We start from the raw sequence: 8,498 nt of genomic DNA on the forward strand, positions 1-8,498 counted from the left end.
CTCAGAAAAGATACAGGCCATACGGCGTCTTGTCAACTCCCCCCGCCAGCTTCCGGGGAGAATTCAAAAAAACGCGTGTTAGCCTCGGTTCATGCTGGTACATGTGGTGTTCCTGGCCCGATTGAAACGGGAAGCTGGGCTGGAAACCGTCAGCCTGGAAATCGCCCAGGGGTCGACCGTGCGCGACCTCGCCGCCCTCGTCGAACAGAGCCACGGCCTGAGCCTGCGCGGCTGCATGGTCGCCGTCAACGAGACGTATGCCCGGCCCGAGCACCTTCTATCGGCCGGGGACGAGGTGGCTTTCTTGCCTCCTGTTGCGGGAGGCGCAGAACCCGAGGAGGAGACGCGCTGTGAGATCCGCACCTCTCCTCTCCTGCTGGCCGAGGCTGAGCCCTTCCTAATCCGGCCACACCACGGAGCGCAGGCCTATTTCGTGGGAACGGTGCGCTCACCCAACCGGGGCAAGGTGGTCGAGTTTATCGAGTACGAGGCGTACGCCCCGATGGCGGTGCGCGTGATGGAGGACGCTGCCAGCAAGGCACGTGAACGGCATGGAGAAGTGCGGGTGTTGATTCAGCACCGGACAGGACGCCTCCTGCCGGGCGAGGCCAGCATCCTGATCGGAGTCGCTAGCGCCCACCGCCGCGCCGCACTCGAAGCCTGCGAGTTTCTGATCGAGCACCTCAAGGTTCATCTGCCCGTCTGGAAATACGAAGCCGACGAGAACGGCAGCCACTGGGTGGACGGACAGAGTGGGCATCCCACCCTGTAGGGCTCAGGGGGGCTGCGGATGGTCGCGGGCATGGGCCTCGAAGTGCCGGTAGTAGCGGCCTGCGAGCAGAGCCATCAGGAACAGCACGGCGGCCAAGGCCAGGAACTGGGGCCATCCTGCTGCGCCTGTCAACAGGCCGTTGAACACGAAATGCAGGGTGATGCTGAGCAGCAGTCCCCGCGAGCGCCACCAGCGCCCCCCCTGCAGGTGACGCCCGCCCAGCGCGTAGCCCTGCGGCGCACTGAACAGGGCATGGACAAGCGTGGTGAGTGGGGCGTGCCAGGCGAGGGCCGAGGCTCCGAAACCCAGCGAGTAGGTCACGTTTTCCACAAAGGCAAAGCCCAGGGCCGCCGTGACCGCGTAGACCAGGCCGTCCATCGGTTCGTCGAACTCATGTTCGGTGGTCGCGGTGATTGCGGCCAGGAACTTGCTGCCTTCCTCGACCGTCGCGGTGAGGAGAAGGGCGAGAAATGGCGTCAGCAGGCCCAGTTCAGCAGGCAGATGCCCGAAGGTTCCGCCAAACGCGGCGGAGACTCCCCACGCCACCATGCCCCAGCCAAAGGTCCGGGCGAGCAGCCAGGCAGGTTCGGGATGGCGGTCGCGCCGCACGAAGAACCAGAGCCACCCGGCCGACAGGACCAGGGAGACCAGCAGGGGCCAGATCAGGGGCACGCGACACTCCGCCCGGCGCCAGGTTCAGGCGTCAGGCCCGGGCGAGGCGGGCCGCTGCCGCCTGCATGGGCTGGTGGGCCAGATGGGTCAGTGCCAGGGCCAGCGCGTCCGCCGCGTGGTTGTTGAACAGTTCGCGGACGCCCAGGGTCGCCTTGACCATATAGATGACCTGATCTTTATCGGCGCGGCCGGTGCCCACCAGCGACCGCTTGACCTGCATGGGCCCGTAAGCGTGGATGGGGACCCCGGCCTGAGCGCAGGCGAGCTGCACCACCCCGAAGGCCTGCCCCACCTTGAACGCCACGTCAGCCTGACGGCGCAGAATCTGGTCCTCGATGGCCACCGCGTCGGGCCGGTACTCGGCCAGCAGACGCGACACCTCGCCGTGCAGGTATTGGAGGCGGCGGGGCATTACCCAGGCGCTCTCGGTGGTCAGGCAGACATGGTGAAGGTGCCGGGCCTTGCGTACGTCGCCCTCTACCAGCCCCAGACCCAGGTTGGCCAGTCCGGGGTCCACCCCAAGCACGATCATGCCCGCAGGATAGGGCAAACCGGAGAGCCGGGTCCGCCAGGGACGCCGGGCACCACCACGGAGCAGGCCACCCTGAAGTCTCCAGGATGGCCTGCCGGAACAACCTGACCTGTCAGGAACCGCATCCCCCACTGCCCTCGCCGTCGGGCGACTGACTGCCATCGGTGCGGAAGGAGTGGCCGCAGCCGCAGTTGCTGGTGGCGTTGGGATTGTGGACGGTGAAGCCCCCGCCCATCATGTTCTCGACGAAGTCCACCTCGCTGCCGCGCAGCAGCGGAAGGCTCATGCGGTCCACCAGCAGCTTGACGCCCCGGTCGACCACGATGGTGTCGCCGTCGAGTTCGCGGTCGTCGATGGCCATGCCGTACTGGTAGCCGCTGCAGCCGCCGCTCTTGATAAAGACCCGCACGCCCGCGTTGTCCTTGCCGCTCTGGGCCAGGATGGTGAGGGCCTTCTGGGCACCGAACTCGCTGATGCTCAGCTCCGGCGTCGGCGGGGTCAGGCTGGATTCGGGATAGGAGGTCGCGGTCATGGGTGAAGCGTAACACCATTGGAACAAGGAAAAGGTGTCTGGTTGGCAAAGTTTCGTGGTCCCCTGCAGACGCCGTTTCAGCGCTGGACTTACATTCCTTGAGCGCCTTCACGTTAGGATGGAGGCATGACGAACCCCTACGCCGAGTGGTTCGAGCAACTGCGGGCAGAGTATGGCGACCAGCTTCAGGCTATGCCGCTTCCCGACGGGTTGCCCGAGCATCTGCACGCCCTGATCCAGAGTGGGGACGAGGAAGCCATCCAGTTCATGATCAAGCTGGCTTGGCAATTCGGTGCTCAGGTGGGCTATGCGGCGGGTGCCCGTCAGGGAGGTGGGGAGGCGGCTCCCACCCGGCCCCCCCGCGTGCAGGCCTGATCCCTCCCCCCGACCGACGAAGACGCCGAACGCCCGGCGTCTTTTTCTTGTCTTTCCTGGGTCAGGTTCCTAGGTCGGGCAGTCAGTTTGCCCCCGAACGGGGTCGGCTCCAGCAGTCCAACTCTGGCTCCGCGGACACCAGACCCCGGGCCGCGAGTTCTTCCAGCACGGCGACGGCAAACGACTGAAGGGCCTCCGTATCTGCCTCCTGGGAGCGGGCCGTGTCCAGACCCAGGCGCCGGGCCTGACGGGCCAACCACAAGGCCAGGGAATCGTCGGTGGGGTGCATACCGGCGCACGATAAAGCGAAACCGCCCCGGCTCTAGGCTGGGGCGGGGGTGAGTGAGCGGAGGCTCAGTCGTCGGCGTGGGCCGCGTGGGTGGTGCGGTCACGCTCGTCGGCTTCGCGCAGAGACCGGATGCCGCGCACCACGGCCTGAACGAAGAAGTACGACAGCGCCGGAATCAGGAAGGTGGCGATCCACAGCACCGTGTTGGCATTCTCGGTGCTCAGGATGCCCGAGCTGATCAGTTCGGGCTTGTAGCCCGCGACCGACCACACCGCCAGCAGCATCATGAACGCCACCCCGATGCCCAGCCGCACCGGGTGGTTGGTGGGGTTCTCGGCGTAGTACAGGTTCTCGCGGCTGCGGTCGAGCATGGGCACGGCGAACATCGCGCCGATGGCCAGGGTCGGCAGCAGGATCGCCCCGATGAACTCGGAGTTGATGTTGCCTCCCAGGAAGTCGAACTCGATGCCGGGGATGATCGCCAGTACCCCGAAGACCCACAGCAGGTACCAGTCGGGCTTGATGTTGTCGATCGGCGTGGTGCTGGGCGGCCCGAAGTACTCGACCGGGTGCACCGGGATAAAGGCGCTGAACAGCACGATAATGCCCGCGAACAGCAGCGTCAGCATCAGCATGATCGGGGTCTGCTGGGTCATCAGCGGCACACCGACGATCTTCTTGTAGGCGACGCGTTTGGCGTACTGCGGCTGCGTGTGCTTCTGCTTGATCATGAGCAGCATGTGCGCCCCGGTGAGGGCCAGCAGGATGCCGGGCAGCAGCATGATGTGGTACCCGTACACGCGCGGAATCACGCCGTCGCCGGGGAACTTGCCCGCGAAGGCAGCCTGCGCGACCCATTCGCCCACCCAGGGAATCGACGCGGCGATGGAGTAGATCACCTTGAGGGTGTTGTAGGCGTAGTTGTCGTAAGGCAGCACGTAGCCGGTCACGGCGGTGAGCGCGGAGAAGATCAGCAGCAGCATGCCGATCCACCAGTTGATCTCGCGCGGCTTCTTGAAGGCCCCGGTGAAGTACACGCGCATCATGTGGATCACGGCGGCCGCCACCATGATGTTCGCCGTCCAGTGGTGGATACGGCGCAGCATGTCCCCGAAGGGCGCCGCGTTGATCTTGAGTGCCGAGTGATAGGCCGCCGGGACGAGGTTGGGCGCGTCGGCCGTGCCGGGGTCAAAGGAGTTGACCACCATGCTGTTGCTGGGTTCGTACGACAGCGCCAGCAGGATGCCGGTCAGGATCAGGATGATCAGGCTGAACAGCGTGATCTCTCCCAGGAAAAAGGAGTGGTGGACGGGAAAGGCCTTGCGCAGGAACTTGTCGTTCAGGCGCGAGATGTGCAGCCGGTCATCGAGCCACTGGTTCATGCCAACGCCTCCTCTACTTCCTGCTTGAGGTTGTCCCACTCGGCCTCGTTGTTGTGGTAGGGGTACGGCGGGGTCAGGAAGAAGCCCGCGACCACCAACCGCTCACCGTCCTGCCGGATGGGCAACTGTGCCAGCGGCTTGGGGGGCGGCCCGCCGATCACCACGGCGCCGCGCTTGGGAGCAAACTGCCCGGAGTGACAGGGGCAGCGCATCTCGCCCGCGTTGATGTCGCTGTCGCTCACCGAGCAGCCCGCGTGGGTGCACACATCGCTGTAGGCCACGACCTGCCCGTCCACGGTGGCCTCCAGATTGGTGGGGGCCACGATTTCCCCGGCGGGGAAACGGTACAGCGCGAGGATGTTGTTGGGATCACCCTTGCGAATCACGTCGGCGCCGTTCTCGTCCTTGCCCATCGGCCAGGCACGCACCAGCTGGTCGCTGAGGTCCGCGAGGGCGATGGGGCGGCCCTCCTTGCTCTCCTCGGCGTGCACGAGGATGTCGCCTTCGAGGGGCGGCATCTTGTCGGCGGTGAGGCGGAAGACGGGGTTGGCCGAGCCCAGAGCGCTGAGCAGGCTCACGCCGCCCACAGCGGCCGTGGTGCCCATCGCCACGTTGATGAACTTGCGGCGGGTGATCTCGGGGTCTTGTCTCTTGTAACGGGTCATTCGGGGAATCCTCCGGGCAGGGTGGAGTACGGAGCTTGGGAGGCGGCGCTTACCAGGGGAACTCGCCGCTGGCGTCCTCGACGAGCACCTCGCCGTCCATGAAGAACTTCTTGTACAGGCCAGTCGCCACGGCCAGGGTCAGCAGGATCATCGCGGCGTAAAAGCCTTCCATCGCCACGTTGGGCATCACCCGGTCGGCCCAGCCCGCGTAGTCGGCGACCATCTGGCGAACGAACAGCACGCTGAACAGCAGGCTCAGGCCCAGGGTCACCACCATCGCCAGCGTGGCGACGGGCGAGGCGCGGACCTTGTGGATGCCGGGGTGCAGTTCCTGACCCTCGGTCCACACGCTGTAAAGGCCGATCACCCCGTAGGTCAGCAGCACCATCACGAAGGTCGCCAGGAAGATCTCCGGCAGCTTGATATGATCGGGCACGAAGCGGCTGCGGTTTTTCAGGACGGCGGGGTCGATCTTGCTCTGGCCCTCGGCGACCTGCGCGGGCGTCAGCGGCTCCGCTATCTCGTTGCCCCACGAGTTCAGCACGTAGTTGGCGACCGCGTACACTTCCTCGTCCCTGAGCTGGGGATAGGCAGGCATCTGGCCCTTGCCGTTGGTGATGATGGTGTGCACGTAGACCGGGTCCTGGGTGATGCGCTCGTTGGCCGCGAGAACCGGCCCCGCGCCGCCCTGACCCTCGGCGCCGTGGCAGCCCACGCACCCGGCCGAGGTGTACACCTGCGCTCCCAGTGTCGGCCACGTCTGGTTGATGGTGGCAACCACTTCGGGGTCGACCACGACCGGTTCGGGCGCTGTTTCCTTGTTAAAGAGGAACAGCAGGATGATCCACATGATGGCCGCACTGACGATGGCGACCCAGGGCATGACAGCGTCGTTTCTCTCCACGTTCCTTCTCCTCGCGCTCTCCAGGGGCGTCTGCCCCCGAAGTGCCTCCCCGGACTCGCCTTCATGTCTAAAGGCAATCGGCTGGCGGCCAGCATAGCACGCACGATCGGCGTCTCCCGCCGTGCCATACGGCGAAAAACGCCCCTTCCTGGAGCCATCAGCCTACGCCTGACCGAGCGGTTAAATGTCCCCCGTATGAGGCCCGTGACCCTCTCCCAGAAGCGCCAGCAGGGGCCACAGAGCCCCGGCCAGCACCCCCACGTCCCGGTTGTCGGGGTGCTCGCGGGGGTCCGTCCCACCCTGGGAGAGCAGGGCCACCACCAGCGGGCGCGGGGTGAACAGCACGCCCACGTCGTGGTGAACGCCGCGCAGTTCGCCGCTCTTGCTGGCGACCCGGTAGAGCAGCTCGCCGTCTGCGCCACGCGGCACATGTCGTCCCAGGAGGTCCCGGAACTGTTGCCGGGCCAGGATGGACAGGGCGAGTTCGGTGTGGACGGGGTCCAGCAGCTCTCCACGGGCCAGCCGCCCCAGCAGCCGCACCTGATCGCGGGCGGCCGTGCGGTTGCGCTCGCCCCGGCGCTGGGCCCCGTTCTGTCGCTCGGAGGGCAGTTGCAGCCTGCCGACGAGGTGGGTGTGCGTGAGCCCGCGCTCCGCGAGCCAGGCGTTGACGGCGCCCTCGCCCAGGCGGTCAATGACGAGGTTCGTGGCCGTGTTGTCGCTCACGACGATCATCAGGGTGAGAACGTCGCGCCAGGTCAGCGCTAGTCCCGGGTCCAACTCGTGCAGCACCCCCGAGCCGGGCACCCGGTCGCCCGCCGTCACCGTCACGCGGGCCGAGAGGTCCAGCCGCCCCGCCTGCGCCTCCCCCAGCGCCTGCACGAGCAGCGGCACCTTGACCGTGCTGGCCGCCGGAAAGGAGACGCCGGGGTTCAGGGCGAACAGTTCGTTCCCCGCGAGGTCAGTGACCAGCAGGCCCACCTCGCCCGGGTAGCCGCGTGAGCGCAGGTCAGCCAGCCAGAGGCTCTCCGCGCTCATTCGGGAAGCTGGAGCCCGGCGAGGGCCGCGAAGGGATGGGCCGCGCCAACCGGACGCAGGGTGCAAAAGGGCAGGGTGCCCTCCGGCTCGACCCGGTGCGGACAGGCCGGGCATTCGGGAAAGGCCTGCTCGGTGTAGGCGAGGTCGGCCTCGGCGGACGCCACCTCGGAGGGCGCCAGGGTCCACTCGCGTGAGCACCCCGCCCGGAAGGTGACCGGGAGGGCAGGGACCGGGCGGGCTGAACGGGACCGGGCCACCTCTCCCCTAGTCCAGATTGGCGATGCCCTCGCGAATCGCGTACAGGGCCGCCTGGGTGCGGTTGTTGAGTTGCAACTTGGTAAAGATCTCCGAGAGGCGGTTACGCACGGTCTTTTCCGAGATGTCGAGCCGCAGCGCGATGTCCTGGTTGGAAAAGCCCTGGGCCAGCAGCTTGAGGATCATGGTCTCGCGCTCGTTGAGGTCGGCGTGCTTTTCCGAGGGCAGTTCCTCACGCTTGTCGCGGAAGTCGTCGAGGACGTTCTGGGCCATGTCGGCGTCGAGCAGCGCCTCCCCGGCGGCCACCCGGCGAATCGCGTCGATCAGGGTGGCGGCGTCGGCGTCCTTGAGGACGTATCCCCGCGCCCCGGCCTTGACCGCCTCGAACACGTAGCGGTCCTGACGGTACATGGTGATCATGATGACGCTCGACTTCGGGTCGATTTCCAGGATGCTCTGGGTGGCCTTGACCCCGTCGAGCTCGGGCATCTGGATGTCCATCAGGATGACGTCGGGATGGGTCTCGGCGGCGTAGCGGATGGCCTCGCGGCCGTTGGCGGCTTCCCCGATCACCCGCATCCCCTCGCTTTCGAGCAGGCTGCGCAGCCCCTGACGGAACAGCGCGTGGTCGTCGACCAGCAGGACACGGATCATGCCCCCAGTGTAGACGCCCCCCCGCCGGACACGGCAGCCCCGCCTACCATCCCGCCCGGCAGCCCCGCCGTGGCCGCGCTCTGTTCCGCTTCCACTGACCCATCCCCCAGGCGTCACTTCCACCCCGCCCCCGCGCCGCCACGGTCACGGCTTCTCTTCTCGCCGCGTTCGGCCCGGAAGGGCCTGGCAACTCTTTCTGAGCGCCGCTATAGACTGCCCCCCGTGATCACCTGGTTCGACGCCCTGCTCGTGACGGTCTGGGCCGTGCTGACCGCGCTGGGCGCCCGGCGTGGACTGACAGGGCTGGCATGGGGGGCCAGCGGCGTGCTGCTGTGCTGGATCGCCAACCGGGCCGGGCAGACGGTCGGCGGCTGGGCGCTGGCCCTGGGCGCCGCGCTGGTGCTGGGGCTGGCCCTGAACGTGGGGTTGCG

Annotated in this window: 11 protein-coding genes and 1 pseudogene; 3 read left to right on the forward strand and 9 right to left on the reverse strand. The window is 67.0% G+C overall.

The features are described 5' to 3' along the window. Positions 1–91: 91 nt before the first annotated feature. On the forward strand, positions 92–772 hold the full coding sequence (gene moaD, locus QOL99_RS12230; protein WP_285524183.1) for a molybdopterin converting factor subunit 1: 681 nt from the start codon (positions 92–94) through the stop codon (positions 770–772). Positions 773–775: 3 nt separating this feature from the next. Here the strand turns inward: moaD and QOL99_RS12235 are convergent, their stop codons facing one another. The 3 genes from QOL99_RS12235 to QOL99_RS12245 form a co-directional block, all read right to left on the reverse strand. Beyond that, a complete protein-coding gene (locus QOL99_RS12235) occupies positions 776–1,444 on the reverse strand; it encodes a PrsW family intramembrane metalloprotease (RefSeq protein WP_285524185.1) in 669 nt (222 codons plus the stop codon). Positions 1,445–1,475: 31 nt separating this feature from the next. Next, positions 1,476–1,976: a crossover junction endodeoxyribonuclease RuvC gene (locus QOL99_RS12240; protein WP_285524187.1), complete on the reverse strand. Its 501-nt coding sequence runs from the start codon at positions 1,974–1,976 to the stop codon at positions 1,476–1,478. A 112-nt stretch (positions 1,977–2,088) separates the two neighbouring features. Then, positions 2,089–2,508, reverse strand: coding sequence for a HesB/IscA family protein (locus QOL99_RS12245; RefSeq protein ID WP_285524189.1), 420 nt, complete (start codon positions 2,506–2,508; stop codon positions 2,089–2,091). 126 nt (positions 2,509–2,634) lie between these two features. Between QOL99_RS12245 and QOL99_RS12250 the strand changes: the two genes are divergently transcribed. After that, positions 2,635–2,883 (forward strand): DdrH, encoded by a 249-nt coding sequence (locus QOL99_RS12250; RefSeq protein WP_285524190.1) that lies wholly within the window; start codon positions 2,635–2,637, stop codon positions 2,881–2,883. A 354-nt stretch (positions 2,884–3,237) separates the two neighbouring features. Here the strand turns inward: QOL99_RS12250 and QOL99_RS12255 are convergent, their stop codons facing one another. From QOL99_RS12255 to QOL99_RS12280, 6 genes are all read right to left on the reverse strand, one after another. After that, positions 3,238–4,554, reverse strand: a complete 1,317-nt coding sequence (locus QOL99_RS12255; RefSeq protein WP_285524191.1) for a cytochrome b — start codon at positions 4,552–4,554, stop codon at positions 3,238–3,240. Then, a complete protein-coding gene (locus QOL99_RS12260) occupies positions 4,551–5,219 on the reverse strand; it encodes a ubiquinol-cytochrome c reductase iron-sulfur subunit (RefSeq protein ID WP_285524192.1) in 669 nt (222 codons plus the stop codon). Before QOL99_RS12260 ends, QOL99_RS12255 begins: the two co-directional genes overlap by 4 nt. 49 nt (positions 5,220–5,268) lie before the next feature. Further along, positions 5,269–6,123, reverse strand: coding sequence for a c-type cytochrome (locus QOL99_RS12265; RefSeq protein WP_285524195.1), 855 nt, complete (start codon positions 6,121–6,123; stop codon positions 5,269–5,271). Positions 6,124–6,303: 180 nt separating this feature from the next. Continuing rightward, complete coding sequence (locus tag QOL99_RS12270) at positions 6,304–7,158, reverse strand: serine hydrolase (protein WP_285524196.1); 855 nt, start codon at positions 7,156–7,158, stop codon at positions 6,304–6,306. Further along, entirely contained in the window at positions 7,155–7,415 is a 261-nt protein-coding gene (locus tag QOL99_RS12275; protein ID WP_285524197.1) for a hypothetical protein, read from the reverse strand. The genes QOL99_RS12270 and QOL99_RS12275 overlap by 4 nt, the downstream gene beginning before the upstream one ends. A gap of 7 nt (positions 7,416–7,422) precedes the next feature. Then, positions 7,423–8,067 carry a response regulator transcription factor gene (locus QOL99_RS12280; protein WP_285524198.1) on the reverse strand — a complete coding sequence of 215 codons (645 nt, stop codon included), beginning with the start codon at positions 8,065–8,067 and terminating at the stop codon, positions 7,423–7,425. Between the two features lie 222 nt (positions 8,068–8,289). On the opposite strand from QOL99_RS12280, the pseudogene QOL99_RS12285 reads away from it, so the two are divergent. Further along, positions 8,290–8,498 (forward strand): annotated as a pseudogene (locus tag QOL99_RS12285) (hypothetical protein); the annotation flags it as partial.

Origin of the sequence: Deinococcus rhizophilus, from assembly GCF_030271215.1 — a bacterium.
GTDB classification, from domain to species: Bacteria; Deinococcota; Deinococci; order Deinococcales; family Deinococcaceae; genus Deinococcus; species Deinococcus rhizophilus.